The organism is Herbidospora yilanensis (genome assembly GCF_001570565.1).
Classification (GTDB): domain Bacteria; phylum Actinomycetota; class Actinomycetes; order Streptosporangiales; family Streptosporangiaceae; genus Herbidospora; species Herbidospora yilanensis.
This window is the reverse complement of the sequence record NZ_BBXE01000013.1, coordinates 425,785-452,699: the sequence shown is the minus strand read 5'-3', so window position 1 is coordinate 452,699 and position 26,915 is coordinate 425,785. Positions and strand designations below refer to the sequence as shown.

The window sequence follows — 26,915 nt, the reverse complement described above, 5'->3', positions numbered from 1 at the left end:
GTTATCGGGAGCGGGGTGAATCCGCCCCATCGAACAGGTGGCCTAATGCTGTCGGTCAACGGAGACCGGTAGACGTCCGCCCCAGAGGTCGCGTCCCCCGTGTCGTGGATCTATCACCGCTTCGCGGGAAGCGCTGTGCGATGCTGACACGACCGCCCTCCTCTTCGCGGCTGACGTGAGGGCCCCTCACACAACTCGCACCAGCTCACAAAGGAGTGAGGACCGCGATGCCGCTCGATCCGGCCGGGGAACTCGACGACCTGCTCCGCGCGGCCGCCGCCGCGTGTGGCGACGCCGACGCCGACACGCTCGAATACCTGCGGGAGTTCTACCGCAACGTCCCGCCCGACGACCTCGCCGACCGCGATCCCGCCAACGTCTACGGTCCGGCGCTGGCCCACCGCAGGCTCGCCTCGGTCCGGCCCCAGGGCCGGGCGCTGGTGCGGGTGCTCGCCCAGGCCCCCGACGACCACGGCTGCGACCTCGGCGACTCGGTGGTCCAGATCGTCACCGACGACATGCCCTACCTGGTCGACTCGGTCACCAACGAGATCGAACGGCACGACCTCGGCACCCGCCTGATCGTCCACCCCCAGATGCGGGTGCGCCGCGACATGACCGGCCGGCTCCTCGGGCCCGACGAGACGGACGTCACCGGGCTCACCCTGGCCGAGTCGTGGATGTACATCGAGATCGACCGCCAGGCCGACCCGGTCGCCCGCCGCCTCCTCGAATCCGACCTGCTGCGTGTCCTCGACGACGTGCGCGGCGCGGTCGAAGACCAGGCGAAGATGCGCGCCCTGGCCGTCGCCACCGCCGACGACCTCGCGGTCAACCCGCCGCCGCTCGACCCCGGCGAGGTCGAAGACAGCCTGGAGCTGCTCCACTGGCTGGCCGACGGCCACTTCACCTTCCTCGGCTACCGCGAATACCGGCTCGAAGAGGACGACACGCTGACCTCCCAGCCGGGCACCGGCCTCGGTGTGCTGCGCCCCGACCGGGCGGGTTCGGGCAGCTTCGCCGCGATGCCGCCGGAGCTGCGCGCCAAGGCCCGTGAGAAGCAGGTGCTGATCGTCACCAAGGCCAACAGCCGGGCCACCGTCTCGCGCCCCGCCTACCTCGACTACGTCGGGGTCAAGCTGTTCTCGCCCGAGGGGGAGGTGGTCGGCGAGCGCCGCTTCCTCGGCCTGTTCACCCACGTCGCCTACAACGAGTCGATCTCCCGGGTGCCGCTGCTGCGCCGCAAGCTGGCCGCCGTGCTGGAGAAGGCCGGGTTGTCGCCCGACAGCCACGACGGCAAGGACCTCATCGAGATCCTGGAGACCTACCCGCGCGCCGAGCTCTTCCAGATCTCCGCCGACGAACTGCTGCCGATCGCCCTCGGCGTGCTGCGGCTGCGCGAGCGCAAGCAGGTCAAGCTGTTCCTGCGCCGCGACGACTACGGCCGCTACATCTCCTGCCTGATCTACCTGCCACGCGACCGCTACACCACCAAGGTCCGCCTGCAGATCCAGGACCTGCTGATGAAGGCCCTGGGCGGGCACACCCTCGACTACAGCGCGATGATCGGCGAGTCGGCGCTGGCCCGGCTCCACGTCGTCATCCGCGGCGAGCGCGGCACGCCGCTGACCACCCAGGGCGTCGACGTCGACGCCCTGGAGGCCAGGGTCACCGCCGCCACCCGCACCTGGGAGGACGACCTCGCCGCCGCCATCGCCGACCTGTGCGACGAGGCCGACGTGCCGGGCCTGACCCGCCGCTACAGCATCGCCTTCCCCGAGGGCTACAAGGCCGACTTCCCGGCCCGCGCCGCCGTCGCCGACCTCAAGCGCCTCGAACAGCTCAGCGAGGACGACGCCGACGACATCGCCATGAATCTCTACGAGCCGCTCGACGCGGCCGAGGGGGAGTGGCGGTTCAAGCTCTACCGCCTCGGTGCGGCGATCTCCCTGTCCCACGTCCTGCCGCTGCTCGCCCGCATGGGCGTCGAGGTCGTCGACGAGCGGCCCTACCAGGTCGACCGCGACAACGACCCGCGCACCAAGGACGCCTGGATCTACGACTTCGGGCTGCGCTACACCCGGTCGGCGGAGCTCGCCGCCGACGACTTCAAGCGCCTGTTCCAGGACGCCTTCGCCGCCCTGTGGAAGAACCAGGTCGAGAACGACGGCTTCAACGCGCTCGTGCTCGCCGCCGGCATGACCTGGGAGCAGGCCGAGGTGCTGCGCGCCTACGCCAAGTACCTGCGCCAGGCCGGGGCCACCTTCTCCCAGGACTACATCGAGAAGACGCTGCTCGGGAACCTGCGGCTGGCCCGCCTGCTGGTGCGCCTGTTCGAGGCCCGGCTCGACCCGCGCCTGCCGGAGACCTCCCGCGAGGACATGTCGGACGCGCTGCGGGAGGAGGTGCTGGCCTCCCTCGACGAGGTCGCCTCCCTCGACGAGGACCGCATCCTGCGGGCCTACCTCGAATGCGTCTGCGCGACGCTGCGCACCAACTTCTTCCAGCACGACGCCGAGGGCCGGCGCAAGCCGTACACCTCACTGAAGTTCGACCCTCAGGCGATCAGCGTGCTGCCCCTCCCGAGGCCCAAGTTCGAGATCTTCGTGTACGGACGGCGCGTCGAGGGCGTGCACCTGCGCTTCGGCAAGGTGGCCCGAGGGGGACTGCGCTGGTCCGACCGCATGGAGGACTTCCGGACCGAGATCCTCGGCCTGGTCAAGGCGCAGATGGTGAAGAACACCGTGATCGTGCCGACCGGGTCGAAGGGCGGCTTCGTCGTCAAGCACCCGCCGCAGGGTGGTCGTGAGGAGTTCCTCGCCGAGGGCGTCGCCTGCTACCGGCAGTTCATCTCCGGCCTGCTCGACGTGACCGACAACCTGGTCCACGGCGAGGTCGTGCCGCCCCCCGACGTGGTGCGCCACGACGGCGACGACACCTACCTCGTGGTCGCCGCCGACAAGGGCACCGCGACGTTCTCCGACATCGCCAACGGCGTGGCCAAGGACTACGGCTTCTGGCTGGGCGACGCGTTCGCCTCCGGCGGCTCGGTCGGCTACGACCACAAGGCCATGGGCATCACCGCCCGGGGCGCCTGGGAGTCGGTCAAATACCACTTCCGCACCCTCGGGCTCGACACCCAGACCACCGACTTCACCGTCGCCGGCATCGGCGACATGTCGGGCGACGTGTTCGGCAACGGCATGCTGCTCTCGCGCCACATCCGCCTGGTGGCCGCCTTCGACCACCGCCACGTCTTCGTCGACCCCGACCCCGACGCCGCCCGCGGCTTCGCCGAGCGCGAGCGCCTGTTCGCCCTGCCGCGCAGCTCGTGGGACGACTACGACCGCGACCTGATCTCCACCGGGGGCGGGGTGTGGCCGCGCACCGCCAAGTCGATCCCGATCTCCCCGCAGATGCGGATCGCGCTCGGCATCGACGCCGTCGTCACCTCACTGGCTCCGAACGACCTGATCAGCGCCATCCTCCGGGCCCCGGTCGACCTGCTGTGGAACGGCGGCATCGGCACCTACGCCAAGGCCGCCGCAGAGTCGAACGCCGACGTCGGCGACAAGGCCAACGACGGGCTGCGGGTCAACGCCGCCGACCTGCGCTGCAAGGTCATCGGCGAGGGCGGCAACCTCGGCTTCACCCAGCTCGCCCGCATCGAGTTCGCGCTGCGCGGCGGCCTGGTCAACACCGACTTCATCGACAACTCGGCCGGGGTCGACACCTCCGACCACGAGGTCAACATCAAGATCCTCCTCAACGAGGCGGTCCGCGAGGGCGACCTGACCGAGAAGCAGCGGAACGGGCTGCTCGCCGAGATGACCGGCGAGGTCGGCGATCTGGTGCTGCGCGACAACCACGCCCAGAACGTGGTGCTGGCCGCGGCCCGCAAACAGGCCGCCGAGATGCTGCACATCCACACCCGCTACCTGCGGCGGCTGGAGCGGCAGGGGCAGCTCAACCGGGCGCTGGAGTTCCTGCCCTCCGACAAGGTGCTGGCCGAACGCCGCCAGACCGGGCTCGGGCTGACCGCGCCGGAGTTCTCGGTGCTGCTGGCCTACACCAAGCTGGTGGTCGACCGGGAGGTGCTCGCCAGCGACCTGCCCGACGACCCGGCGCTGCGCGAATGGCTGGTCGACTACTTCCCCTCGGCGTTGCGGGGGGCCTACCAGAGCTTCATGGACGACCACCCGCTGCGGCGGGAGATCATCACCACCGGCGTCACCAACGACCTGGTCAACAACGGCGGCACCAGCTTCGTCTTCCGGTTCCACGAGGAGCTCGGCGTCTCCACGCCCGACATCGCGCGGGCCTACCTGGTGACCCGGCAGGTCTTCGACCTGCCCGCGTTCCGCCGCCAGGTCGAGGGGCTCGACAACCGGGTCGACGTCGACACCCAGCTCGCCATGCTGCTCGAAGGCCGCAAGTTGTCGGAGCGCGGCACCCGCTGGTTGCTCAACAACCGCCGCCCGCCGCTCGACCTGGCCGCCTCGGCCCGGTTCTTCGCCGACGGCGCCGCCCTGCTGCCCAACCTGCCCAAGCTGCTGACCGGCCCCGACCTGACCGCCTTCGAGGAGCGCCGCGACCACTTCGTCGGCCGTGGCGTGCCCGACGAGCTGGCCGAGCGGGTGGCCGCGATGGTGCCCGCCTACTCGACCTTCGACCTGGTCGAGATCGCGGTGGCCACCGACCGGCCGGTCAGCGAGGTGGCCGAGGTCTACTTCGACCTGGCCGACCGCGTCCAGCTCGCCCGCCTGCGCGAACGCGTGATCGCTTTGCCGCGCGACAGCCGGTGGAACACGATGGCCCGCTCGGCGCTCCGCGACGACCTCTACGCCGCCCACGCCAGCCTCACCCACGACGTGCTGGTGCACAGCAAGCCGGGCGAGGCGCCCGAGGAGCGGCTGGCCCGCTGGTCGGAGGCCAACGAGGCGGCGGTGACCCGGTCGCGGCAGACTCTGTCGGAGATCTGGGAGAGCGACGTGTTCGACCTGGCCACCCTGTCGGTGGCGCTGCGCGCGATCAGGACCCTGGTCGCCACCAGCGGTCTGCCGCGCGCTACTCCGTAGCGCTGGCCTGGGTGATCCGGCCGTCGTAGGCGATGATCTCGGCCCGCGCCCGGGAGGTGCGGGGCGGGACCAGCGCCAGGAACTGCTGGGTCTCCTGGATCCGCCGGTCTTTGAGGATCTCGGTCGTCGTCAGGTCCCACTTGGCGTCGGCCGGGATCGGCAGGTGGCCGCCCACGGCGTTGGGCAGCGCCGGGATCCACTGGCTGGTGCGGGTCAGCGTGTAGAAGAGCAGGCCGCCGCCGTCGGCGGTCCGGACCGCCTGCACCGGGTAGGAGGCCGCCGCCGCGAAGATCGAGATGTATTCGTACCCCTCGGTCTTGTAGATCTCCTTCTGCGTGGCGATGTCGTCGAAGAAGCCCTTGGTCAGCGGGCCCTCCTCGATCAGGTCGGAGGTGAACCCGTCGGGGCCCTCCTCGGCGACCGTGGCGTGCAGGGGGCCCAGCAGGTTGGGGCTGATCGCGATCGACTGGTCGCGGGCATCGAGGGAGACGGCGTAGCCCTCGGCGTCCTCGGCGATCCGCGGCAGGACGGCGCCGCTGTTCAGCAGGGTGGTGAGCCCGCGCTGCCAGGACTCGCCCTCCTTCATGAACGTCATGATCGCGGTCTGCTTCACCTTGCCGTGGCGCCGCTCGGCCACCGCCGCGAACCACGGCGTGACCCCTTTCTGCAGGCGTGGCACGATCAGCTTCCGGGGCCCCCAGGAATATCGGATGGGCCTGTTTTCGGATGACCGATATTCGGCCAGCACGAGCGGATCCTGCCCGTCCCTGGCCCGGTCGAGGGCCATGCGGCCGTCGCCCATGCTCCTGATCACGTCGTCGGCGCCGAGGAAGACGTCGACCGCCCTGGCCGCCTCGTCGATGGTGAGGGCGGGCGGGGCCGGAGTGGGGGAGGGCTTCGTGGTGGCCGCGACCGGGCTCGGCCTGGGCGCCGGGGTCTCGGTCGTGCACGCCGCCAGCAGCGAAATCACCAGGGGAAGGGTCAGCGCTCGGCGCATGGTGAATCCCCCTCCCTTGTGCAAAAGGGACCGTACCTGAGTCGGTCCGGTGTTCGCGTACCCTTTAGAAACGTGGCAGCCATCGATCCAGCAGAAGAGATCAACGAGCTTACCGGCACCCTGAACAGCATTCAGGACGTGCTCGACCTCGACAGCCTGCGCAAGCAGATCGCCGAGCTGGGCGAACAGGCCGCGGCACCCGACCTGTGGAACGACCCCGAGGCCGCCCAGAAGGTCACGAGCAAGCTCTCCCACCTCCAGGGCGAGGTGAACAGGGTCGAGGGTCTCACCTCCCGGCTGGAAGACCTCAAGGTCCTCTACGAACTGGCCGCCGAAGAGGGCGACGACGACACCCTGGCCGAGGCCGACAAGGAACTGTCCTCCCTGCGGGCCGACATCGGTGCCATGGAGGTCCGCACCCTCCTGGCCGGCGAATACGACGCCCGCGAAGCCCTGGTGACGATCAACTCCCAGGCCGGCGGCGTCGACGCGGCCGACTGGGCCGAGATGCTGCTGCGCATGTACCTGCGCTGGGCCGAGCGCAAGGGCTACGGCACCGAGGTCTACGACACCTCCTACGCCGAAGAGGCCGGCATCAAGAGCGCCACCTTCACGGTCAAGGCGCCCTACGCCTACGGCACCCTGCGCGGCGAGCACGGCACCCACCGGCTGGTCCGCATCAGCCCCTTCGACAACCAGGGCCGCCGCCAGACCTCCTTCGCCGGGGTCGACATCGTGCCCGTGGTCGAGCAGACCGACCACATCGACATCAACGAAGACGATCTGCGGGTCGACGTCTACCGGTCGTCGGGCCCCGGCGGCCAGGGCGTCAACACCACCGACTCGGCGGTGCGCATCACCCACCTGCCGACGGGCATCGTGGTGTCGTGCCAGAACGAGCGGTCGCAGCTCCAGAACCGCGCCTCGGCGATGGCCGTCCTCCAGGCCAAGCTCCTGGAGCGCAAGCGGCAGGAAGAGGCCGCCGCGATGAGCGAGCTGCGCGGCGAGTCCACCAGCTCGTGGGGCACCCAGATCCGCAACTACGTGCTGCACCCCTACCAGATCGTCAAAGACCTGCGCACGGGGGTCGAGGCCGGCAACCCGACGGCGGTGCTCGACGGCGACCTCGACGAGTTCATCGAGGGTGAGATCCGCTGGATGCGCCGCCAGGAGTCGGGCCAGGAATAGGTCAGCTGTAGGCGACCTTCAGCGCCGTCAGGGCGAGGGCGAGCACTATCACAAGAGCCACCAGAAGGGGTGGCAATCCCAGGAATCCGTGCTGGTGCATCTTCTCCCTGGCGGCACGGCAGGAGGGGCAGCGACCCTCCACCACAGGTGCGGCGCACGCGGCGCATACCAAGTGTTCGCAGCTCATCGGCCCTTTACCTATGCCCTAATCGTTTTGTTTCCGTTATGGACGTTCCATGCCAGTGTTACCCCTAGACTGAGCTCTGGCCAACCGGAACGTCGATCTGGAGCAAAGAGACCGGCGCACCCCGGTATGGATGTCCCCCGCCCCCTAGACTGGCATGCCGTGATGCGCCCGTGATCCATTTCGATAATGTCACCAAGGTCTATGTGAACCAGAATCGCCCTGCGCTCGACCACATCTCGGTCGACGTCGACAAGGGCGAGTTCGTGTTCCTCGTGGGGCCGTCGGGTTCGGGAAAGTCGACGTTCCTCCGCCTGGTCCTCAAAGAGGAGCGGCCCAACTCCGGCGCCATTCACGTCGCCGGCAAGGACCTCTCCAAACTCTCCAACTTCAAGGTGCCCCACCTCCGGCGCCGCATCGGATGCGTCTTCCAGGACTTCCGGCTGCTGCCCAACAAGAACGTCTACGAGAACGTGGCGTTCGCCCTTGAGGTCATCGGCAAGCCGCGCCGTTTCATCCGCAAGGTCGTCCCCGAGGTCATCGAGCTGGTCGGCCTCGAAGGAAAGGCCCACCGCATGCCCGACGAGCTGTCGGGTGGCGAGCAGCAGCGGGTGGCCATGGCGCGGGCCTTCGTCAACCGTCCGATGATCCTGCTGGCCGACGAGCCGACGGGAAACATCGACCCCGCGACGAGCATCGGCATCATGAAGGTGCTCGACCGCATCAACAGGACCGGCACCACCGTCCTCATGGCGACGCACGACGCCGCCATCGTGGACTCCATGCGCAAGCGTGTGGTGGAGCTGGAGGATGGCAAGATCGTCCGCGACCAGTCGCGGGGTGTCTACGGCCAGGCTTACTAAGAAGGAAGCATGCGGGCGAATTTCATCTTCTCCGAGGTCTGGATCGGCCTCCGTCGCAACCTCACGATGACCATCGCGGTCATCGTGACCGTTGCCGTCGGCATGGCGCTGCTCGGCATCGGGCTGATGATCAACTCACAGGTCTCGAGCATGACCAGCTACTGGTCCGACAAGGTCGAGCTCTCGGTCTACCTGTGCAAGGAGAACTCCCCCTTCGAGCCGTGCACCGACAAGAAGGGGATCTCCGAGGAGCAGAAGACCGCGCTCGAGGCGGTCATCAAGGGCATGCCGCAGGTCGAGGATGTGATCTTCGAAGACTCCGCCACGGCCTACAAGAACTTCCTCGACAACCAGTCGAACAACGTCTTCGCCTCCTTCCTCAAGGTGGAAGACATGCCGGAGTCGTTCCGGGTCAAGCTGGGCGACCCCGACCAGTCGGCGGCGGTGACCGAGGAGCTGACCGGCCAGGCCGGCGTCTCCAACATCGTCAACCAGCGCCAGCTCCTCGACAGCTACTTCGGCTTCATGGACAAGCTCCAGTGGATGGCCCTGTCGGTCGCCTTCGCGATGGTCTTCGCCGCCACCCTGCTGATCGGCAACACGGTCCGGCTGTCGGCCTTCAACCGCCGCCGCGAGACCGGCATCATGCGGCTGGTGGGCGCCTCCAACGTCTACATCCAGTTGCCGTTCGTCCTTGAGGGTGTCATCGCGGGTCTGATCGGCGGCGTCCTGGCCGCCGTCATGCTCATCACCAGCAAGGTCCTGATCTTCGACAGCATCCAGAACTTCATCCCCGAAGCCCTCGGCTGGAACACCGTCGCCGGGATCATCTCCGGCACGATGGCCATCGGCGTGATCATCTGTATCCTCGCCTCGTTCATCACGCTCCGCCGTTATCTGCGGGTGTGACGAGCCGCCGGTAGGCTCTTGCCATGCCTCGTGAGACCGGGCGCAAGGTCATCGCCCAGAACAAACGTGCCCGTCACGAATACTTCATCGAAGACACCTACGAGGCCGGTCTGGTCCTGACCGGCACCGAGGTGAAGTCGCTGCGGGAGGGCCGCGCCAACCTCACCGACGGGTTCGCCGCGGTCGAAGAGGACGAGGCGTGGCTCTACAACGTCCACATCCCTGAATACGCCCAGGGCACCTGGACGAACCACTCCTCCAAGCGCAAGCGCAAGCTGCTCCTGCACCGCAAGGAGATCGGCAAGATCCACGCGACGCTGAAGGAGAAGGGCCTCACCCTGATCCCCCTGGCCCTCTACTTCAAAGACGGCCGGGCCAAGATCGAGGTCGGCATCGCCCGCGGTAAGAAGGACTACGACAAGCGTCAGACCCTCCGTGAGAAGCAGGACAACCGGGATATGCAGCGGGCCATGTCGAGCGCCATCCGGCGCAAGGGGGGCCGCTAGGCCGTGGTTTCCAGTCGTCCCCTCCGGCTGGCTCTGGTGCTGGCGGTGCTCACGCCGGGCCTGACCGCCTGCTTCGAGGAACCCTCCCCCCACGAGGCGGTCCGCGACTTCCTCGTGGGGTGGCAGAGCGGCGACTACGAGATGGCCGCCCGCCGGGCCGACGCAGACCAGGCCACGGTGGTGAAGGCGCTCGGTGACGTCAGCCTCCACCTCGACGCCGCGTCGATCCGCTTCGCCCTCGGCACCATCAGCCTTGCGGGCGACACCGCCTCCGCCAACTTCTCCGCCGAGGTCAACCTGGGCGAGAACAACCCGCTGTGGGAGTACGACAGCGTGCTCCCGCTGCGGCTCGTCGGCGGCCGGTGGAAGGTGCACTGGTCGCCGGAGGTCGTCCACCCCGACCTCCACGCGGGCCAGCGGCTCGCGGTGAAGATCGACCCCGAGGGCCGCCAGCCGATCATCGACCGCAACGGCGACACCCTGCAGGAAGACGACACCCAGTTCGTCGCCCAGGTGGTCCCCGCCAACCTGACCGACCCGGCCAAGGTCTGCGAGGAGCTCTCCAAGATCACCGGGTTCGCACAGGACCGCCTGCTCAGCCGCATCCTGTCGGCCCCGCCGACCGACGCGGTCCAGCTCGCCACCTTCGGGCCGAACAAATACCGCGAGCTGGCCCCCAAGCTGAAGGCCATCACCGGCCTCACCATCGCCGAGGTCCACCCTCCGGTCGCGCCCAAGTCGCCCGCCCAGATCGTCGGCCGCGTCAACGCCGTCACCCCCGAGAGCGAACAGCAACTCGGCGGCCCCCAGCGGGCCGGAGACACCGTCGGCCGCGACGGCCTCCAGAAGGCCTACCAAGACCAGCTCACCGGCTCCACCGAGACCCGCGTCGTCATCCTCGACACCAAGACGTGGGAGCAGGTCAAGGAGCTCAAGTCGTGGCCCGGCCGCAAGAACACCCCGGTCCGCACCACCCTCGACACCGCCATGCAGCAGGCCGCCGACCTGGCCGTCGCCGGCACCCAGCCGGCCGCGCTGGTCGCCGTCCAGGCCTCCACCGGTGAGATCCGCGCCATCGCGACCAAGGGCTTCCACCAGCAGCGCGACGCCCTCGCCGGCAAGTTCCCGCCCGGCACCGCGTTCTCCATCGTCTCCACCGACGCGCTGCTCAAGGCCGACCTCGACACCCAGGCGAAGATCCCCTGCACCGCCGACCGCACCGTCGGCGGCGCGCGCTTCCAGCAGGTCGGCGTCACCGCCGCCGCCCCCACCTTCGAGGCCGACTTCGCCCACGGCTGCGTCACCGCCCTGGCCTCCCTGGCCCGCATGGTCAAGAGCGACGACCTGCTCCTCAGCGCCCAGCAGTTCGGCATCGGCGCCGACTGGAGCCTCCCGCTCCCCGGTCACAGCGGCCACGTGCCCGCCCCCGCCACCGACGCCACCCGCGCCAAGGTCATCGCCGGCACGAGCGTGCAGGTCAGCCCCCTCGCGATGGCCCTGGTCGCCGCGGCCGTCCAGTCGGGCACCTGGCGCCCGCCCGTCCTCGTCAGCAGCCCCGCCCTGCCCGACGTCAGCTCCGAGATCGTCACCCCCGCCACCCCGCCCAAGCCGATCAACCTCGACCCCGGGCGCGTCGCCACGCTCCGCACCCTCATGAGAGCCGGAGTGACCAGCGGCTCCGCCAAGGCCGCCTCGGTCGCCGGGGCCGAGGTCTACGGCGTCGCCTCCCACGTCGCCTTCACCGAGAAGAAGCAGCGCCGTCAGCTCTCCTGGTTCGTCGGCTGGCAGGGCGACATCGCCATCGCCGCCATGGTCGAGACCGGCGTGCCCGGCGCCGCCCCCGCCGTCGCCGGGTCGTTCTTCGGCGCGCTCGCGCCATGAGGGAATACCTGTTCGCGGCCGGGTGGTTGTACCGGTAAAGTTGTGGTGTCCGGACGCTTGCGCGGACGGGTTTGACAACTGCACAGGGGGTGACCGGTTTCGACTTTGGCATTACAAGCCAGGGGAAGCGGGCCGAGGACGGCGGACATAACCTCGTTAACACTGTGTCCGCGAACAAATAAGTGCCAATACCAAGGCCACTTCGGTTAGCCAGGGTTCCCTGGCTCTCGCTGCCTAAGCAGACGAGTTAAACCGTGTCAGCCCGGGACCGCCTCCGGCCCGGGATCTGGCATCGCTAGGAGGCTCCACCATCTTCGCCGGCCGCGGGGGAGGATGGGAAAACAAACAGCGGATGAGCCCGTCGGCGACTCGCCTGTGAGAGCGCCGGGGCTGAGAAAACGCTAAACAGGCTGCGCCCGGAGAAGCCCTGACTCGGTGCTGAAGGACGCGGGTTCGATTCCCGCCACCTCCACTCGCTCGGGACGGCCCGTGGTTGTTGCCCCTTCGGGGCACCTGCCACGGGCCTCTCTCGTTTGTGCATACGGGGGGACGACCCCCCGAACCCCCCGATACGAGAGGGCTTCGCCCCCTCGCGCTCCCCTGGTGCGCGTTCGCGCCCCTTCCGTCGCTTCGCTCCGGGGTCGCTGTCGCTTCCTTGCGAAGGGCTCCGCCCCTCGCGCTCCCTGGTAGGGCCTCGCTTCGCTCGGGTGGATCTCGCTTCGCTCGGTCTGATTGGAGTCAGTTCGGAGACGGACGGCGTTATGCCGGGGATGGCGATGTGTCGATATGCGGGCCGACCGCACGCCGGAGCGGCCCAGCGTCAAGACTGCGTGCAGTGTATGGCGACATTTCTCCCAAAAGGTAAGTGTTCGGGAGAGTGCTGGTTCGCCTAACTACGTATAGGTGGGTGACGACTCTCATCTCACATGTGGGCTGCTTTTGGCGACTTTGGCAGGCGTTACCGGCGCTCCCTTTGGGAGGTCTCACTTCGCTCGACGTCGCCCGTGTGAGGGCTGGGGTGTTAGCGTGGTACGGCGTGGTACAGGGCGGAGGGGCGGAGATGAGCGGAAGATCACGGCCAGTCGATGTCAGTGTGCGGCAGTTCGTCAGCGACTCGGGGAGTGTTACGCGAGGGCTACGACGGGGGCAGCGGTATGTGCTGACGATCAATGGTGAGCCGCTTGCCGATGTCGTCCCGATCAAGCGTCGGCGTGCCGTTCCGGCGAATGAGGTGTTGGCGATCTTCGCTGGCGCTCCCGCGCTTGATGTCGACGAGTTGCGTGCGGACTTGGACGCCGGCATCGATCAAGAGCTGCCTCACGATCCGCTTGAGGGGACCGGTCTGTGAGACACGCGGAAGGTGTGCTGGATACCAACATCGTGGCGGTGTTGTCTCTCCACAACCCCGACCAACTTCCGGAGGCGGTGCTCATCACCGCTGTGACGCTCGGCGAGTTGTCCGACGCGCCCCATGCGACCAACGATCCGATCAGGCGGGCTCGGCGGATGGCGGTTCTGCAACATGTCGAGGCCACATTCGACGCGCTGCCCTACGACGACGAGGCCGCTCGAATGTACGGCCAGATCTGTGCGGCCGTCCGTGCCGGTGGTCGGCAGCCGCAGGGCAGGGTGGCCGATCTGATGATCGCGGCGATTGCCGCCAGCAACGGGCTCCCTTTGTATACCGCCAATCCCAAGGATTTCGCCGGCATCGAGGACATGGTGGAGATCGTGGCCGTGCCGCGCCCACCCGACGCCACTGCTTGACTGGATGACAGCAGGTCCGTGTCGACGGTCTACGAGCGGCTGACCAGGACGCCCTCGAAGAGTTCTTCCCGTACGGACGTCAGCCCCAGCTCCAGCGCCCCCGCCAGCACCGGGTTCCCCTCCAGCGCCGACAACCGCACCTGCGGCCGTGAGTGTGTCAGCGCGTGCAGTTCCCGTTCGACCAGGTCGCGCAGCAGTTCGCCGCCCGCCGCCGGCAACCCGCCCGTCAGCACCACCAGCCCCGGGTCGACGACCGACGCGATGGCCGCCAGGCCCACCGCCAGCCGGGAGGCCACCAGGCGCAGGCCCGCGCGGGCCTCTTCCGCCGCGCGGTCGGTGCCCTCGGACAGGGTGACCGCGGCCGACACGGCGCGGCGGAAGTCGGGGGCCTCCACGCCGTAGGTGCGGAGCAGGTCATGGACGGCGGGGCCGCCCACCAGGGCCTGGTAGCCGTGGTGGCCGAATCGGCCGCCGTCGCGGGCGGTGGCCACGCCCGGCGTGGGCATGTAGCCCACCTCGCCCGCGCCGCCGAAGAAGCCCCGGTGCAGGCGGCCCCCTATGACCAGGGCCGAGCCGAGGCCCTCGTCGGCCCACAGCAGGACGAAGTCGGAGAAGTCGGTGGCCGCGCCGTGGGCCTGTTCGGCCAGGGCCACGAGGTTGACGTCGTTCTCCACGTCGACCTCCGTGCCCAGGCCCTCGCGCAGGGTCGGCAGCAGGTCGGGGATGCGCCAGCCGGGCAGGTCCTCGTCGGTGGCGTACGACAGCAGGCCGGTGGTGGGGTCGACGGCGCCCTGGACGCCGATCACGATCCGGCGCAGGGGGCCGGGAGGGGCGGCCGCGTCGATCGCCGCCCTCAGGCGGTCGACCAGCGGGCCGCGCACTCCTTCGGTCAGGGTGACGGCGTGTTCGCCCCGGATCGTGCCGGTGAGGTCGGCGATCTGGACGCTGATGCGGTCGTGGGTGACGTCCAGGGCGGCGACGTAGGCCGAGTCGGGGTTGATGCGGTAGATCTCGGCCGTCGGGCCAGGCTGGCCGGCGCGGATGCCGTCGGCGACCACCAGGCCCGCCTCTTGGAGGCGGGCCAGGAGCTGGAAGGCCGTCGGTTTGGAGAGGCCGGTGAGTTCGCCGATCTCGGGACGGGTCAGCGGGCCGCGTTCGAGCAGGACCCGGAGGGCCCGGCCTTCGTTGATCGCGCGCATCAGGCTGGGGGTCCCGTGAAGGGGAGGCTTCACTTCAGCTCCATCTCCGCGGCGATGATCATGACGATGTGAGGGTCAAAGCGTACAGCGCGATGGCGGCGAAATCGTCGGCCGGTTCGGAGGCCTGCCAGGAGCGGACGTCGTCGACGAAGCGGCTGCCGTGGCCGGTGAACTCGTGGTAGCGGTCGAGGCCGTCGGGCGGGCAGGGGGGCATCTCGTCGAAGTGGCCGCCGAGGCCGTCTTCGAACAGGTCGGCGCTGTTGGGGCCGTTCACGACGGCGCCGGTGGCGGGCCTGCCGGTGATGTTGGCGATCTGGTGGTGCGGGCAGGCGATGGAGTTGGCGCCCGCGCCGGCCACGAACGAGACGCCCCACGGGTTGGCGCCGAGGGTCCAGTTGCGCTGCTGGGTGCCGAAGGCGTCGTAGGAGCGGTCGCCGGTCACCTTGCGGTAGAGGTGGGTGGTGGCGGCGAGGCCGAAGGCGTGCGGGACGGAGTCGAACTCGTCGTGCTGGGCGCCGGCGCGGAAGGGGTCCTTGGCGGCGCGAGCCGTGCCGATGTCGAGCTGCGCCTTCAGGCCGGCGATCAGGTCGGCCTCCGAGACGGCCAGGCCCCTGGCCCGCGCGGCCCTGATGGCGGTGATCAGGTCGGCGTGGGCGAGGGCGCTGACGTCGTACAGGTTGAGGGTGTCGCCCTGGTCGGCGTCGAGGTAGCCGCGGGCCCAGCGGGCGGCGTCGGCCAGCCACCTGCCCGCCCTCGGGTCGCGGAGGCGCTGGGCGGCCAGGGTCATCTGGGTGGCGCCGAGTTCCATGTCGTCGCGCCAGACGCTCTCGGGGTAGAAGGCGTGCGGCAACGAGGTCACGAGGCGGCCCACGTCGGTGGTCTTGGCCATCGTGTACACGGAGGCGGCCTGGTCCAGCAGGTGGGCGGCCTTCCTGCGGTCGGGCTCCATCTGGGCGGCCAGGGCGAAGGCGGCGGCGGTGCGGCCCGCGAGGTTGGGGCTGATCGGCCGGCCGGGGGCGGCGGCGCGGAACACCGGGCGGTTGCGGATGAACTGGTGGCCCTCGGCGGTGTCGCCGTCGTCGGCCTGCGGGAGGCGCCAGATGTCGTGGTCGCCGACGAAGGTGCCCTCCTCGTTGCCGGCGCCGACGCCGACCTGGATGTAGAGGGTCTTGGACTTCTCGTCCCACATCTTGTCGAGGTACTTCAGGCCGTGAGCCGCCTCGTCGCGCAGCGCCTGGGTGTGGACCTTCCCGTCGCGCTGGGCCGCCCAGAGGAGGGTGTCGACGTACGACAGGATGTGGGTGAACTTCAGGTAGTCGCCCGCGTCGAACCAGCCGCCCTCCACGTCGACCGGGCCGCCGACCTTGGTCAGTTCGCCCTTGATCTGGTCGGTGTCGGGGCCGGTGAACGTGGGCCAGTCGTAGACCGAGGCGGCGCGGTCGTTGTGGTGGGTGGTGTCCCGCTGGAGGCCGAAGAAGCCCAGGATGTCGGTGGCCGGGTTGTGCTTGGGGGCGATCTGGAACTCGGCCGAGGTGGTGCCGCCGGCCTTGACGCGGTAGCGGCCCGGGGTGCGCAGCTTCGAGACGTCGAGGTCGTAGACGTGGGGGTAAGCGCTGTTCCAGGCGCCCCGGTCGCGGCCGGTGTGGCCGGCGAGTACGGTCCGGCCGCGGTGGTCGACCACGGTGAAGCGGCCGCCGGCGCCGCTCGTCATCAGATAGGCGTGCTTGCTCTCGCCCGGCAGGAAGCCGACCTGGTCCACCCGGACGTGGGCGGGGGTGGCGTCGGCCCATGCCGGGGCGGTGGTCGCGCACGCCACCAGCGCCAGCGCGAGGGCGGCGGGGAACAGCCTGGTCATTCGCTCCTCCTGAAGTGATCACGAACACGGGTGCGCGCGGACTCGTCCGCGTGGAGCAGGTCCAGTCCGGCCAGGGCGGCGCCCGCGACCGGGGGAAGCGTGCTGACCACGACCGTCGCGCGGGGTGCGCTCGCGCCGATCGCGGCCTCGATCAGGTCGTGCATGAACGGATCTTCGGCGGTCAGGACGCTGCCGCCGAGCACCACCTCGGTGGCGACGTCCAGCAGGTGGAGCCGTTCGAGGCAGACGCGCGCCAGCACCGCGACCTCCTCGGCCTGGCGGGTGACCACCTCCCTGGCCACGGGGTCGCCGCCGGCCGCGACGGCGAACAGGCCCGGGACGAGCTCATGCAGCCTAGCCGGGGACAAATCGCCGAAATGCAGTGACAGCACCACCTCTTCGACGGTGGCCGTGCCGAAGTGGCCGACGACCAGGTCGGCCAGCGCGGTCGACGGGCCCCGGCCGTCCTCCATGTGGGCGGCGTGCCACAGGATCCAGTCGGCCAGTTCCTCGCCGCCGCCCCAGTCGCCGCTCCGCCGGCCGAGCGCGGGGGAGCGCGCCACCTCGCCCGACGGGGCGACGCCGACGGCGTTGATGCCGGCCCCGCACACCACCGAGACACCCCACGGCCGCGACGCCCCGGCGCGCAGCACGGCGAAGACGTCGTTGGCGACGTCCACCTCCCCGGCGCAGCCGCGCCGCCGGAACTCCGCGCGCAGCGCCTCCTCCTCGGGGGGGAAGTCGGCCCCGGCCAGGTAGGCGGCCAGCACGTCGGCGTAGGGCGGGGCCGCGCCGAGCAGGTCGCGGGCGGCCCGGTCGACCACGCCGACGGCGGCCTCGACGCCCGCGCTCTGCGGGAGGAAGGGGCCGGTGCGCACCGTGGGCGAGCACCGTGCCGTCTTCGGCGACCAGGGCGAGATCGGTCTTGCTGTTGCCCCCGTCGACCGCGAGCACCGTCCTCACCCTTTGACCCCCGTCAGCGTGACGCCCTCGATGAAGACCCGCTGGGCGAAGAGGAAGACGACGATCACCGGCGCGGTCGCCAGCAGGGTCGCCGCCATGGTCAGGCGCCCGAGGCGGGCGGGGCCGGGTTGCCCGCGGCGCACGCGGTCAGGGTCAGGGCCAGCAGTCCGGCTGCCGCGAAGGAGGGAGAGCGCACGTGGTGCCTCCTATGACCGAGAAGTTAGTAAGTCTTCCTAACTTTCTTGGGACCATAAGACGGCCTTCCGTAAGGGTCAAGGGGCGACACCAACTCGTGACAGGGCCCGTCAGGCAACAGTCCTTACGATTCCCGAGAGAGGCGGCCGGTCCGGTGGAGGTGGTCGAAGACGGCCTGGTTGGCGGGGGAGACCCGGTCGCGGTCGGCGTAGGCGAGCCAGGCCAGCTCGGCGATCTCGCCGCCCGGCGTCGGCTCGCCCTCGTGGTCGGCGGTGTAGCAGGTGATCTTCACGGTGGCGCCGTCGGTCCGGCCGTGGGCCGGCGCCTCGAAGACGCCGACCAGGGATGCCGTGTCCCGGAGGATCGTCACGGTGAGTTCCTCGCGGATCTCCCGGGCCAGCGTGTCGAGGTCGGTCTCCCCGGGTTCGCGCTTGCCGCCGGGGACGTAGTAGGCGTCCTTGCTGTGGGACCGGACGCCGAGGACCTTCCCGTCGTGGAGGCAGATCCAGGCGATCTTGTCGATGGTGCCGTTCATACGTGCCAGTGTGTCCGTACCCCGTACCGGATTCGAACCGGCGTCCTCTCGGGTGAAAGCCGAGCGTCCTGACCGCTAGACCAACGGGGCGTGCCTGTCGTGACCCGTACCGGGCTCGAACCGGTGATCTCCTGAGTGAGAGTCAGGCGTCCTGACCACTAGACCAACGGGCCCTGCGTTCCTGCGTGTTGCCGCGTGCCGCCCCGGGGATTCGAACCCCGACTGCCCGTGTCCTGAGCACGGTGCCTCCTGCCGTTGGGCTAGAGCGGCCCGGTACGTCCGGCGGGTGCCTCTCCGTTATGGATCCCCGATGACAATGGAAAAGCCGCCGGGTTCTCCCTGGCGGCTTCGTGGTCGTTCCCCTTGTTTTCAACCAGGGAAACGCCAGTGCCGCGGGAGCGGAACGCGCAGGTGAAGCGATTCGTGCGAGCGAAGGCTGATGGCTTCGTAACTCATGGAATCGTCCTTTCCTGCTTGAGTGGAGCGGCTTGCTGTTGTCGAAAACCGTAGCGGGTCAAAGGGCGTGGGCGAACTGTTTATCCCGCCCGTTTCATCGGATCGGCCGGGTCATTTACCGGTCGGAGGGCCGTACCACTGGAGGGGCTGACCGGTGATGGCCGCCTTGGATCTCGGCCGTCGCCGCGACGACCGGGTCGACCGGGCCCGCGCTGCGGTGCTGACCGCGTCTGGTCAGTTCTTCCTGGATCTTCCAGGCTCGGTCGTAGGCGCGGTCGTCGACCGGAGTCCATCCGAAGACCTGTCGCAGATCGTCGATCCCGCGGTCGGCGATGGAGCGGGCACTGTGGAAGAACTCGAGTTCCGTGATAGCGCACACGGCGATCAGGCCGGCGGCGGCCTGATCCCAGCCGTGGCGTTCGGCGTCACCGGCCATGAAACGGGCCGGTGCGGCGGTAGTTCCGCTTGTCTTCGAAAAGTTCGAGGTCGAATGCGCCTTCCTCCGCCGACTCGCGGAGTCGTGCCAACGCCAGGGCCCTGCGACGGGTCTCCAGAACTTCGCGCAGCGCGCTGTTGACCGTGTCTTTCTGGGTCTGCGTGCCCAGCGCCTCGGCCACGGCCATGATCAGATCGTTGTCCTTCGGGTGGGCTTTCTGGCGGCGTGGGTCAGCCGTAGGTCGGGTATTGGGGCCAGCCCGCCGGAGAGTCCTCCCAGTCCTCTTGGCGGCCCCATGGGGTCAGGTCGAGGAAGTTGTGGGTGAAGACCAGGCGGTCGACCCCTCGCGCGGTCGTGTTGTAGGTGCGGTAGACCCGGTCTCCGTCGCGGAGGAAGACGCTCAGCATGAAGCCTCTCCCGGCGCCGCAGTCGTCGGAGAACGTCGTGCCGTTCGACGACAGGAACGGCAGGGTCCAGCCGCGTTCGGCCTTGTAGGCCTCGATCTGCGGCAGCGGCATGTTGGAGATCGTCGCCCAGCTCACGCCCTTCTCGGCCAGGGCAGGGAGCGCACCCACCGGGACGTTGTCGGTGAACTTGGTGCAGCCGGGGCAGAAATGGCGCGGGCCGTTGTCCATGAACTGGTAGACGATCAACTGGTCGCGGCCCTCGAAGAGATCGAGGAGGGTTCGCGGCCCGTCGGGACCCTCGAAGGTGTAGTCGCTCCGGAACTCGGTCATGGGCAGGCGGCGGCGCTGGGCGGCCAGGGCGTCTTCGGCCCGTGTGGCTTCCTTTTCCGCTTTCAGGAGGTTATCGCGGGCAAGTTGCCACTCTTCAGGTGATACGACTGGTGGTTTGCTCATAGGCGGATTCTGCCCAATGGGTATGACAGAAACCGAGGGTGCGCAGGCCAAGGAGGATGCAGATGGAACTGGACGGGCAGCGGGTCGTTCTCCTCGGGGGCACCTCCGGCATCGGACTCGGGGCCGCCCGGATCGCGGCGGCGAACGGGGCCGAGGTCGTCGTGGTCTCCTCGCGCGAGGACAACGTGCGCCGCACCCTCGACGAGTTGCCCGATTCGGCCTGGGGTGACGTCGCCGACTTCAGCGACCCGGACGCCATCGAGGACGTCATCGCGCGGATCGGGCGGCTCGACCATCTCATCTACACCGCCGGGGAACCCCTCTACATCTCCCCGGTCCAGCATCTCGACATCGCGGTGGCCCGGGAGTACTTCCAGATCCGCTTCTTCGGCGCGCTGGCCGCCGCCAAGGCCGCGCGCGGCCGGATGCCCGACTCGGGCAGCATCATCGTGACGGCGGGGGTGGCCAAAGACCGGCCGGGGTTCGGGTGGGCGGGGCCGGCGTCGATCTCGGGGGCTCTGGAGGCGCTGACGAAGGCGCTGGCCGTGGAGTTCGCGCCCGTACGGGTGAACTGCGTGGCCCCCGGTGTGATCAGGTCGCCGCTGTGGCAGGGCACGCTGCACGTCGAGGAGATGTACCAGGAGATCGCCGACACGAGCCTGGCCGGGCGGGTGGGCGAGATCGAGGACGTGGCCAAGGCCTACCTCTACCTGATGACCCAGCACTACTCGACGGGGATCGTGCTGACCGTCGACGGGGGCATCACCCTGGTCTGACAGACTGGCCGGCATGTCGGTGGAGGAGGTCTGGCGCGGGCTGGGGCTGCCGGGCATCGTCGACGTGCACACCCACTTCATGCCGCAGCGGGTGCTCGACAAGGTGCAGGCCTATTTCGCCGGCGCCGAGGCCCGTCTCGGGTTCCCGTGGCCGATCGCCCACGGGAACGACCCTGACGACCACGTGAAGCGGCTGCGGGGGTTCGGGGTGGTCGCCTTCACCTCGATGATCTACCCCCACAAGCCCGGCATGGCGGCCTGGCTGAACGCGTGGGCTCGGGAGTTCGCCGCCGCCACCCCCGGCTGCGCCCTCACGGCGACGTTCTTCCCCGAGGAGTCGGCCGGTGGCTACGTACACGAGGCTCTTGGGCGCGGCGCCCGGGTGTTCAAGGCCCATCTGCAGGTCGGCGACTACGACCCCCGCGACCCGCTGCTCGACGAGGTCTGGGGGATGATCGCCGACGCGGGGGTGCCGGTGGTCACCCACTGCGGGTCGGGGCCGGCGCCGGGGCGGTTCACGGGGCCGGGGCCGATCACCGGCGTGCTGGAGAGACATCCCCGGCTGAAGATCGTCGTGGCCCACATGGGGCTGCCCGAATACGGCGTGTTCCTCGATCTGGCCGGGCGGTTCCCGGGGGTCGGCCTCGACACGACCATGGCGTTCACGGAGTTCACCGAGAAGGCATGGCCGTTTCCGGCGTCGGAACGGTCACGCCTGCTCGACTACCGAGACCGCATCCTGTTCGGGAGCGACTTCCCCAACATCCCCTACTCCTACGCGGAGGCGGTGGGCGCGCTGGTCCGGCTGGACCTCGGTGACGACTGGCTCCGGGCCGTGCTCCACGGCAACGGGATTCAGATCTTGCGGCCGACGGCGCCGTAGGCGCCGTGCTCGCGGCTGCGGTCAGCCTGGACCCCTGATCATTGAAGACCGGCGTAGTCCGCGATTTCGGAAAGCAGGGTGCGCTTTTCGGCCTCGGCCATGAACGACGCCCGGACCGCGTTCCCGGCCAGTTCGGCGATTCCCGCGCGGTCGAGGCCCAGCAACTGGGCGGCGACGGCGTACTCCCGGTTGAGTGAGGTGCCGAACATGGGCGGGTCGTCGCTGTTGATCGTGACGAGCACGCCGGCCTTCACCAGCTCGGGCAGCGGGTGCTCCTCCAGCGAGGCGACGGCGCGGGTGCAGACGTTGGACGTCGGGCAGACCTCCAGCACGATCCGGTTCTCCGCCAGGTGCTCCAGCAGCGCGGGGTCGCCGGCGCTGCCGATGCCGTGCCCGACGCGCTCGGCCTTCAGGTCGCGCAGCGCCTCCCACACGGTCTCGGGGCCGGTGGTCTCCCCGGCGTGCGGGAGCGAGTGGAGGCCCTCGGCGCGGGCCGCGTCGAAGTAGGGGGCGAACTGCTTCCTCGGCACGCCGATCTCCGGGCCGCCGAGGCCGAAGCCGATCAGGCCGTCGGGGCGCTGGTCGAGGGCGACGCGCAGGGTGCTCTCGGCCGCCGGGATGCCCAGCTCGCCGGGGATGTCGAAGATCCACTTGAAGGTCAGGCCGTGGTCGCGCAGCACCCGGGCGCGGGCGTCCTCGATGATCTCGCAGAACTGCTCCGGGGCGAACCCGTTGATCAGGTGGGTGTACGGCGTGACGGTCAGCTCGACGTAACGGGCGTTCTGCGCCGCCAGGTCACCGCCGACCCCGTAGAAGAGCTGCCACAGGTCCTCGGGGTCGCGGATCAGATTGAGGACCGAGACGTACACCTCGATGAAGTGGGCGAAGTCGCGGAAGGTGAAGAACTCGGCCAGCCGCTCGGGGTCGGCGGGCACGGGGGTGCTGCCCTCGTGGCGGGCGGCGAGCTCGGCCACCACCCGGGGGGAGGCGGAGCCGACGTGGTGGACGTGCAGCTCAGCTTTGGGCAGGCCGGCGATGAAGGAGTCGAGATCTGATGTCACGTGGCCGACCGTAACAACCGGCCCGACCGAACATCCAACTTCTTACATGGAAATGTCAGCTTCCGCTGGGAAGTTCGCCCAGCGTCACCTGCACGGTCGTCTGGGTGCCGTCTGCGCGCTGCACCACGACCGGCACCTTCTGGCCGGGCTTCAGCGTCGCCAGCACCTCGCTCAGGGTCGCGGTGTCCTCGGTGGCCTTGCCGTTCACGCTGATGATGACGTCGCCGGTCCGGATCCCGGCCTGCTGGCTCGGGCCGTTCCTGGTCACCGCGCCCACCTGCACGCCCATCGGCTCTCCGTCCCGGCCGATGGCCGTCCCCACCTGCACGCCCAGGGCCGCCCGCCGGCTGTTGACCACCCGGCCGTTCTGGACGATCTGCCGTGTGATGTCGGTGGCCGTCGCGCTCGGGATGGCGAAGCCGATGCCGTCGGCGGGGCCCTCCTGCGGGTTGGTGGCGCCCAGGGTCGGGATGCCGATCACCTGGCCGTGCAGGTCGACCAGGGCGCCGCCGCTGTTGCCCGGGTTGATCGGGGCCGAGGTCTGCACGGCGTTGGTGATGGTGGCGCCCGGCACGCCGCCCTCGCGGGGGCCGGAGACCGTCCGGCCGAGGGCCGACACGATGCCCGAGGTGACCGTGCCGGAGAAGCCCAGCGGGTTGCCCATGGCGAGCACGATCTGGCCCACCCGGAGCTTGGTCGAGTCGCCGAAGACCGCCGGGGTCAGGCCGCGCGGGTCGGTGACCTTGATGACGGCCAGGTCGCCCGCCGGGAACGAGCTCACGAGCGTGGCCTCGCGGGCCGCGCCGCCGGTCGGGACGGTGACCTGGAAGTTACGGGCGTCGCCCACCACGTGGGCGTTGGTCACGACGTGCCCCTGGTCGTCGAACACGATGCCGGAGCCGAGGGCGTTCCCGGTGGTGATCTGCACGATCGACGGGAGCACGCGGTGGATCACGTCCTCGTACAGCGACTCCAGGCTCAGGGCCTGCTGGCCCGGCGTCACCGGCGCGCCCGGGGCGGTCGACGCGGGAGCCGCGGACGGGGTCGCCGTCGCCGTGCCGGGCGAGGAGTTTGCGCAGCCTGCCGCCGCCGCGAGGCAGGCGAGAACGGCGATCCGGGTGATGACCGGCGAGAATTCCATGCGCACCTGTCTACCCAGGTGGATCACCGGATGCCAGCACCGTTGGAGCGTGCCATCGTCCGGCTTCGATCATGAATTCTGACGTAATCTGCCGTCATGGCGGACGAACTCGGCACCCCTGCCCGGCCGTCGGCACGCTCCTACGACGCGCCAACCACCCCGATCCCCGTCTACCGCCCTCCCGCCGAAGCCGAGGCGGCCCCCGCTCCCACTCCGCCGCCGCCCTCCTCCGGCAACCGGGCGCGGGTCCTGTGGACGGTCTTCGCCACGCTCGTCACGGTCGCCGCGGTGGTCTTCGCCTTCTCCGCGTTCTCCTCCGACGAGCCGGTCCGCGAGGTGGCGGTGCTGCCCGCCGCCGACTCGGCGCCCACGGCCCCGGCGCCCACCCGCACCCCGCTCACGCTGCCCGCGCCCCCGGTCCGCAAGGTCCTCGCGACCTATCCGGGAGCCGGCACGCCCACCGCCGGCCTCGTCGACGACCGGCGCTCGGGGATCGTGTACGCCGCCTTCGCCGCCCCGTGGAAGCGGGTCGAACCCGCCCCCTTCCAGTTCCGCCAGCGGGCGGGCCAGGCCGTCATCGCCTCCGCCCCGATCCCCGGCGCCGACCCCGGCACCCCGAAGACCCCGGCCCAGTGGCGTGCCCTGACCGCCAGGGCGGCCCGCTGGACGGTCGCCCGCTTCCAGCCCGGCGAGGCCACGTTCCAGTGGACCGCCTCCCAGCGCACCCGCCACGGCACCGGCTGGCTGCTCGGCTACCGCGTGGCCTGGGAGACCGGGGGCAGGCGCCGGACGGCCGAGGCGGTCGTGGTGCTCATGAAGACCGAGGGGAAGCCCGCGATGCTCTTCGCCTCGGTGCCCGATTCGCGAAACGAGCTGCGCAAAGACCTGAACGTCCTGGTTGAGACGCTTCGCCCCCGGTAGCCTCGAAGCTTCTTCTAGAATATGATTCTGTCCACATTGCCGAGTGTGGAGGGGTCAGATGGCGATCGGGCTGAGCGAAGAGCACGAAGCGCTGCGCGAATCGGTGGCGGGCTGGGCTGGGCGGCACGTCACGCCGCAGATCGTCCGGGCCGAGTCGACCGGACGGCCCGCGTTCTGGTCCGGCCTGGCCGACCAGGGCCTGCTCGGCCTGCACCTGCCCGAGGAGGTCGGAGGCTCCGGATACGGCCTGCTGGAGGCCGCCGTGGCGGTCGAGGCGCTGGCCGAGAAGATCGCGCCCGGCCCCTACGTGCCCAGCGTGCTGGCGAGTGCCGCGATCCACGCGTCCGACAGCAAGGCCTTCGGCGATGTGTTGGCGGGCCTGGCCGACGGGTCGCTGACCGGTGCGCTCGCCCTCGACGCGAACCTCACCGGCACGGGGCGGGTCTCCGGGGTGGCCGAACAGGTGCTCGGCGCCGCCGAGGCCGACATCCTGGTGCTCCCGGCCGGGGACACGTGGGTGGTCGTCGAGGCCTCGGCCGCGACCGTGACCCCGATCCCGGCGCTCGACCTCACCCGGGGCGTCGCGCGGGTCGAACTGTCCGATGTCGAAGCGCGGGTGCTCGACGGCCTGACCACGGCGGCCGTGCGTCACCTGGCCGCCGTGCTGCTGGGCGCCGACGCCGTCGGGGTGGCCTCCTGGTGTGTGGCCGCCGCCGCCGACTACGCGAAGGTCCGGGTGCAGTTCGGCCGTCCGATCGGCCAGTTCCAGGGCATCAAGCACAAGCTCTCGCGCATGCTGGTCGTGCTGGAGCAGGCCCGCGCGACCGTCTGGGACGCCACCCGCGCCACCGGCGACGAGCGCGACTACGCCGCGGCCATCGCCGGGGTGGTCGCCCCCGACGCGGCCGTGCAGTGCGCCAAGGACGCCATCCAGACCTTCGGCGGCATCGGCTACACCTACGAGCACGACGCCCACCTCTATTTCCGCCGCGCCCTCACCATCCGGGCTCTCACGGGTTCGTCGGCCGACTGGAAGGAGCGGGTCGCCGCGCTGAGCCTTTCGGGGGTGAGCCGGGAGATGCGGCTCGACCTGCCCGAAGACGCCGAGCCGCTGCGCGAGCGCATCCGCGGTGAGCTCGCGGAGATCGTCCCGCTGGAGGGGGTCGAGCAGAAGCGGGCGCTGGCCGCCGCCGGGTTCGTGATGCCCCACCTGCCCGCGCCGTGGGGACGCGCCGCGCCGCCGCTGGAGCAGGTGCTGATCCAGCAGGAGATCAAGGCGGCCGGGTTGAAGCTCCCGCAGATGATCATCGGCGCGTGGGTGGTGCCGTCGATCGCCGTGTACGGCACCGAGGAGCAGCAGCAGCGTTTCCTGCCCCGCACCCTCAGCGGGGAGCTCGTCTGGTGCCAGTTGTTCTCCGAGCCCGGGGCGGGCTCCGACCTGGCCAACGTCCAGATGAAGGCCGAGCGGGTCGAGGGCGGCTGGCGGCTCAACGGGCAGAAGATCTGGACCAGCGTCGCGCACGTCGCCGAGTGGGGCATCTGCATCGCCCGCACGTCCAGCGAGGGCTCCAAGCACGACGGGATCACCTACTTCATCGTCGACATGAAGGCCGAGGGCGTCACGGTCCGGCCACTGACCGAGATGACCGGCGAGAACCTGTTCAACGAGGTCTTCTTCGACGACGCGTTCGTGCCCGACGAGCTCGTGGTCGGCGCGGTGAACCAGGGCTGGAAGGTGGCCCGCAACACGCTCTCGAACGAGCGGGTGTCGTTGTCGTCGGGGTCGGGCGGGACCGGGTCGTCGGTGCCCGACCTGCTGGGCCTGGCCGGGCGGCTCGGCCGGGAGTTGACGCCGGTCGAGCGGCAGGAGCTCGCCGAGGTCGTCTGCGAGGGCCACTCGATCAACGCCCTGTCGCTACGGGTCACGTTGAAGCAGCTCGCCGGGACCGAGCCGGGCGCCGACGCGTCGGTGCGCAAGCTGCTGTCGACCTCGCACGCGCAGCACGTCTCCGAGTGCGCGGTGAACCTGATCGGCCCGGCCGCCGTGACGGCGGCAGACTGGAAACTGGGCGACGCCGGCTACTGGAACCGGGCGATCCTCGCCACCCGGGCCATGACGATCTACGGCGGCACCACGGAGGTGCAGCTCAACATCATCGGCGAGCGCATGCTGGGCCTGCCCCGCGACCCGGAGCCGGGCAAGTAAGAACGTGTTACCTAAACCTGTTCCGGGCCTGATTCAAGGCCTGGAACAGGTTGCA

Annotated in this window: 22 protein-coding genes, 3 tRNA genes and 1 other RNA gene; 13 read left to right on the top strand and 13 right to left on the bottom strand. The window is 69.8% G+C overall.

The features are described from left to right. Window positions 1–227: 227 nt before the first annotated feature. Window positions 228–5,078 (top strand): NAD-glutamate dehydrogenase, encoded by a 4,851-nt coding sequence (locus tag AW273_RS02165; RefSeq protein WP_062344629.1) that lies wholly within the window; start codon window positions 228–230, stop codon window positions 5,076–5,078. Here the strand turns inward: AW273_RS02165 and AW273_RS02160 are convergent. Beyond that, window positions 5,068–6,075: a DUF8094 domain-containing protein gene (locus AW273_RS02160; RefSeq protein ID WP_062344627.1), complete on the bottom strand. Its 1,008-nt coding sequence runs from the start codon at window positions 6,073–6,075 to the stop codon at window positions 5,068–5,070. The two genes, AW273_RS02165 and AW273_RS02160, sit on opposite strands and share 11 nt — an antisense overlap. A gap of 72 nt (window positions 6,076–6,147) precedes the next feature. Between AW273_RS02160 and prfB the strand changes: the two genes are divergently transcribed. From prfB to AW273_RS02115, 8 genes are all read left to right on the top strand, one after another. Then, window positions 6,148–7,263, top strand: coding sequence for a peptide chain release factor 2 (prfB, locus tag AW273_RS02155; RefSeq protein ID WP_062344625.1), 1,116 nt, complete (start codon window positions 6,148–6,150; stop codon window positions 7,261–7,263). A 357-nt stretch (window positions 7,264–7,620) separates the two neighbouring features. Then, a complete protein-coding gene (gene ftsE / locus AW273_RS02145; RefSeq protein WP_062335424.1) occupies window positions 7,621–8,310 on the top strand; it encodes a cell division ATP-binding protein FtsE in 690 nt (229 codons plus the stop codon). 9 nt (window positions 8,311–8,319) lie between these two features. Continuing rightward, entirely contained in the window at window positions 8,320–9,219 is a 900-nt protein-coding gene (ftsX, locus tag AW273_RS02140) for a permease-like cell division protein FtsX (protein ID WP_062344621.1), read from the top strand. Between the two features lie 23 nt (window positions 9,220–9,242). Beyond that, window positions 9,243–9,725, top strand: coding sequence for an SsrA-binding protein SmpB (gene smpB / locus AW273_RS02135; protein WP_062344620.1), 483 nt, complete (start codon window positions 9,243–9,245; stop codon window positions 9,723–9,725). A 3-nt stretch (window positions 9,726–9,728) separates the two neighbouring features. Beyond that, on the top strand, window positions 9,729–11,606 hold the full coding sequence (locus tag AW273_RS02130; protein ID WP_062344617.1) for a penicillin-binding transpeptidase domain-containing protein: 1,878 nt from the start codon (window positions 9,729–9,731) through the stop codon (window positions 11,604–11,606). Window positions 11,607–11,691: 85 nt separating this feature from the next. After that, window positions 11,692–12,081, top strand: a transfer-messenger RNA (tmRNA) gene (gene ssrA, locus AW273_RS02125). Between the two features lie 681 nt (window positions 12,082–12,762). After that, on the top strand, window positions 12,763–12,954 hold the full coding sequence (locus AW273_RS02120; RefSeq protein WP_062344615.1) for a hypothetical protein: 192 nt from the start codon (window positions 12,763–12,765) through the stop codon (window positions 12,952–12,954). Next, window positions 12,951–13,373, top strand: coding sequence for a type II toxin-antitoxin system VapC family toxin (locus AW273_RS02115; RefSeq protein ID WP_062344613.1), 423 nt, complete (start codon window positions 12,951–12,953; stop codon window positions 13,371–13,373). The genes AW273_RS02120 and AW273_RS02115 overlap by 4 nt, the downstream gene beginning before the upstream one ends. Window positions 13,374–13,402: 29 nt before the next feature. Here AW273_RS02115 and AW273_RS02110 read toward each other — a convergent pair whose 3' ends face one another. From AW273_RS02110 to AW273_RS02065, 10 genes are all read right to left on the bottom strand, one after another. After that, entirely contained in the window at window positions 13,403–14,605 is a 1,203-nt protein-coding gene (locus tag AW273_RS02110) for an ROK family transcriptional regulator (protein WP_198167966.1), read from the bottom strand. 25 nt (window positions 14,606–14,630) lie between these two features. Continuing rightward, window positions 14,631–16,427 carry a glycoside hydrolase family 9 protein gene (locus AW273_RS02105; RefSeq protein WP_062344609.1) on the bottom strand — a complete coding sequence of 599 codons (1,797 nt, stop codon included), beginning with the start codon at window positions 16,425–16,427 and terminating at the stop codon, window positions 14,631–14,633. Next, the gene (locus AW273_RS02100; protein WP_232327020.1) at window positions 16,424–17,305 is read right to left on the bottom strand and encodes an N-acetylglucosamine kinase; all 882 of its coding nucleotides are present in this window, start codon (window positions 17,303–17,305) and stop codon (window positions 16,424–16,426) included. Before AW273_RS02100 ends, AW273_RS02105 begins: the two co-directional genes overlap by 4 nt. Before the next feature lie 404 nt (window positions 17,306–17,709). After that, entirely contained in the window at window positions 17,710–18,120 is a 411-nt protein-coding gene (locus tag AW273_RS02095) for an NUDIX hydrolase (protein WP_062344606.1), read from the bottom strand. 17 nt (window positions 18,121–18,137) lie between these two features. Next, window positions 18,138–18,210 (bottom strand) — tRNA-Glu (locus AW273_RS02090). Window positions 18,211–18,220: 10 nt separating this feature from the next. Further along, a tRNA-Glu gene (locus AW273_RS02085) sits at window positions 18,221–18,293 on the bottom strand. A 23-nt stretch (window positions 18,294–18,316) separates the two neighbouring features. Further along, a tRNA-Leu gene (locus AW273_RS02080) sits at window positions 18,317–18,390 on the bottom strand. A 301-nt stretch (window positions 18,391–18,691) separates the two neighbouring features. Further along, complete coding sequence (locus AW273_RS02075) at window positions 18,692–19,012, bottom strand: PIN domain-containing protein (protein ID WP_198167965.1); 321 nt, start codon at window positions 19,010–19,012, stop codon at window positions 18,692–18,694. Continuing rightward, window positions 19,002–19,199, bottom strand: a complete 198-nt coding sequence (locus AW273_RS02070; protein ID WP_062344604.1) for a hypothetical protein — start codon at window positions 19,197–19,199, stop codon at window positions 19,002–19,004. The genes AW273_RS02075 and AW273_RS02070 overlap by 11 nt, the downstream gene beginning before the upstream one ends. 43 nt (window positions 19,200–19,242) lie before the next feature. Further along, window positions 19,243–19,872, bottom strand: coding sequence for a DUF899 domain-containing protein (locus AW273_RS02065; RefSeq protein WP_083949437.1), 630 nt, complete (start codon window positions 19,870–19,872; stop codon window positions 19,243–19,245). Between the two features lie 62 nt (window positions 19,873–19,934). Here AW273_RS02065 and AW273_RS02060 point away from each other — a divergent pair, with 62 nt between their 5' ends. Then, on the top strand, window positions 19,935–20,648 hold the full coding sequence (locus tag AW273_RS02060; RefSeq protein ID WP_063909826.1) for an SDR family oxidoreductase: 714 nt from the start codon (window positions 19,935–19,937) through the stop codon (window positions 20,646–20,648). 13 nt (window positions 20,649–20,661) lie between these two features. Further along, a complete protein-coding gene (locus AW273_RS02055) occupies window positions 20,662–21,531 on the top strand; it encodes an amidohydrolase family protein (protein WP_062344600.1) in 870 nt (289 codons plus the stop codon). 38 nt (window positions 21,532–21,569) lie between these two features. Here AW273_RS02055 and AW273_RS02050 read toward each other — a convergent pair whose 3' ends face one another. Next, complete coding sequence (locus AW273_RS02050) at window positions 21,570–22,592, bottom strand: adenosine deaminase (protein ID WP_062344598.1); 1,023 nt, start codon at window positions 22,590–22,592, stop codon at window positions 21,570–21,572. A 55-nt stretch (window positions 22,593–22,647) separates the two neighbouring features. After that, entirely contained in the window at window positions 22,648–23,733 is a 1,086-nt protein-coding gene (locus AW273_RS02045; RefSeq protein ID WP_062344596.1) for a S1C family serine protease, read from the bottom strand. Window positions 23,734–23,829: 96 nt separating this feature from the next. Here AW273_RS02045 and AW273_RS02040 point away from each other — a divergent pair, with 96 nt between their 5' ends. Beyond that, window positions 23,830–24,654, top strand: coding sequence for a hypothetical protein (locus AW273_RS02040; RefSeq protein ID WP_062344594.1), 825 nt, complete (start codon window positions 23,830–23,832; stop codon window positions 24,652–24,654). Window positions 24,655–24,712: 58 nt separating this feature from the next. Further along, window positions 24,713–26,860, top strand: a complete 2,148-nt coding sequence (locus AW273_RS02035) for an acyl-CoA dehydrogenase family protein (protein ID WP_062344592.1) — start codon at window positions 24,713–24,715, stop codon at window positions 26,858–26,860. Window positions 26,861–26,915: the final 55 nt, after the last annotated feature.

Excerpts from the sequence above, each read along its gene's own strand:
- AW273_RS02165 (WP_062344629.1), top strand. The coding sequence starts at position 228 with ATGCCGCTCGATCCGGCCGGGGAACTCGACGACCTGCTCCGCGCGGCC.
- AW273_RS02160 (WP_062344627.1), bottom strand. The coding sequence starts at position 6,075 with ATGCGCCGAGCGCTGACCCTTCCCCTGGTGATTTCGCTGCTGGCGGCG.
- ftsX (WP_062344621.1), top strand. The coding sequence starts at position 8,320 with ATGCGGGCGAATTTCATCTTCTCCGAGGTCTGGATCGGCCTCCGTCGC.
- smpB (WP_062344620.1), top strand. The coding sequence starts at position 9,243 with ATGCCTCGTGAGACCGGGCGCAAGGTCATCGCCCAGAACAAACGTGCC.
- AW273_RS02105 (WP_062344609.1), bottom strand. The coding sequence starts at position 16,427 with ATGACCAGGCTGTTCCCCGCCGCCCTCGCGCTGGCGCTGGTGGCGTGC.
- AW273_RS02095 (WP_062344606.1), bottom strand. The coding sequence starts at position 18,120 with ATGAACGGCACCATCGACAAGATCGCCTGGATCTGCCTCCACGACGGG.
- AW273_RS02075 (WP_198167965.1), bottom strand. The coding sequence starts at position 19,012 with ATGGCCGGTGACGCCGAACGCCACGGCTGGGATCAGGCCGCCGCCGGC.
- AW273_RS02070 (WP_062344604.1), bottom strand. The coding sequence starts at position 19,199 with ATGGCCGTGGCCGAGGCGCTGGGCACGCAGACCCAGAAAGACACGGTC.
- AW273_RS02065 (WP_083949437.1), bottom strand. The coding sequence starts at position 19,872 with ATGAGCAAACCACCAGTCGTATCACCTGAAGAGTGGCAACTTGCCCGC.
- AW273_RS02060 (WP_063909826.1), top strand. The coding sequence starts at position 19,935 with ATGGAACTGGACGGGCAGCGGGTCGTTCTCCTCGGGGGCACCTCCGGC.
- AW273_RS02055 (WP_062344600.1), top strand. The coding sequence starts at position 20,662 with ATGTCGGTGGAGGAGGTCTGGCGCGGGCTGGGGCTGCCGGGCATCGTC.
- AW273_RS02045 (WP_062344596.1), bottom strand. The coding sequence starts at position 23,733 with ATGGAATTCTCGCCGGTCATCACCCGGATCGCCGTTCTCGCCTGCCTC.
- AW273_RS02040 (WP_062344594.1), top strand. The coding sequence starts at position 23,830 with ATGGCGGACGAACTCGGCACCCCTGCCCGGCCGTCGGCACGCTCCTAC.
- AW273_RS02035 (WP_062344592.1), top strand. The coding sequence starts at position 24,713 with ATGGCGATCGGGCTGAGCGAAGAGCACGAAGCGCTGCGCGAATCGGTG.